At 65.8% G+C, this 1,135-nt stretch carries 1 protein-coding gene; it reads left to right on the top strand.

Annotated elements, in window-relative coordinates:
- Window positions 1-2 precede the first annotated feature (2 nt).
- The coding region (tuf, locus tag GTZ93_RS42085; protein WP_139924273.1) for an elongation factor Tu at window positions 3-1,135 on the top strand (1,133 nt) is incomplete at its 3' end.

Genomic DNA, 1,135 nt, shown 5'->3' with positions numbered 1-1,135 from the left:
TCATGTCCAAGGAAAAGTTCGATCGCAGCCTGCCCCACGTGAACATCGGAACGATTGGGCACGTGGACCACGGCAAGACGTCGCTGACGGCGGCCATCACGAAGGTGCTGGCCAAGACGGGCGGCGCCACGTTCCTGGCGTACGACCAGATTGACAAGGCGCCGGAAGAGCGCGAGCGCGGCATCACCATCTCCACGGCGCACGTGGAGTACAAGACGAAGAACCGTCACTACGCGCACGTCGACTGTCCGGGACACGCCGACTACGTGAAGAACATGATTACGGGCGCGGCGCAGATGGACGGCGCCATCCTGGTGGTGTCGGCGGCGGACGGCCCGATGCCCCAGACGCGCGAGCACATCCTGCTGGCCCGTCAGGTGGGCGTGCCCTACATCGTGGTCTTCCTGAACAAGGTGGACCTGCTGGACGACCCCGAGCTGCGCGAGCTCGTGGAGATGGAAGTTCGCGACCTGCTGAAGAAGTACGAGTTCCCTGGCGACAGCATCCCCATCGTCCCTGGCTCCGCGGTGAAGGCGCTGGAGGGTGACACCAGCGACATCGGCGAGCCGGCCATCCTGAAGCTGATGGAGGCGGTGGACGCGTACATCCCGACGCCGCAGCGCGCGACGGACAAGCCCTTCCTGATGCCGGTGGAAGACGTGTTCTCCATCGCCGGCCGCGGTACGGTGGCGACGGGCCGCGTGGAGCGCGGAATCATCAAGGTGGGCGAGGAAGTCGAAGTCGTCGGCCTGCGCGCGACGCAGAAGACGGTGGTGACGGGCGTGGAGATGTTCCGCAAGCTGCTGGACGAGGGCCGGGCGGGCGACAACATCGGCGCGCTGGTCCGTGGCCTCAAGCGCGAGGACATGGAGCGCGGCCAGGTGCTGGCGAAGCCGGGCAGCATCACGCCGCACACGAAGTTCAAGGCGCAGATTTACGTGCTGTCGAAGGAAGAGGGCGGCCGCCACACCCCGTTCTTCAAGGGGTACCGTCCGCAGTTCTACTTCCGCACCACGGACGTGACGGGCACGGTGAAGCTGCCGGACAACGTCGAGATGGTCATGCCGGGCGACAACATCGCCATCGAGGTGGAGCTCATCACCCCGGTCGCGATGGAGAAGGAGCTCCGGTTCGC

This window comes from Corallococcus exiguus (assembly GCF_009909105.1).
Lineage (GTDB): Bacteria > Myxococcota > Myxococcia > Myxococcales > Myxococcaceae > Corallococcus > Corallococcus exiguus.
The sequence above is the reverse complement of the archived record's forward strand: the minus strand, read 5'-3'. Positions and strand labels throughout refer to the sequence as shown.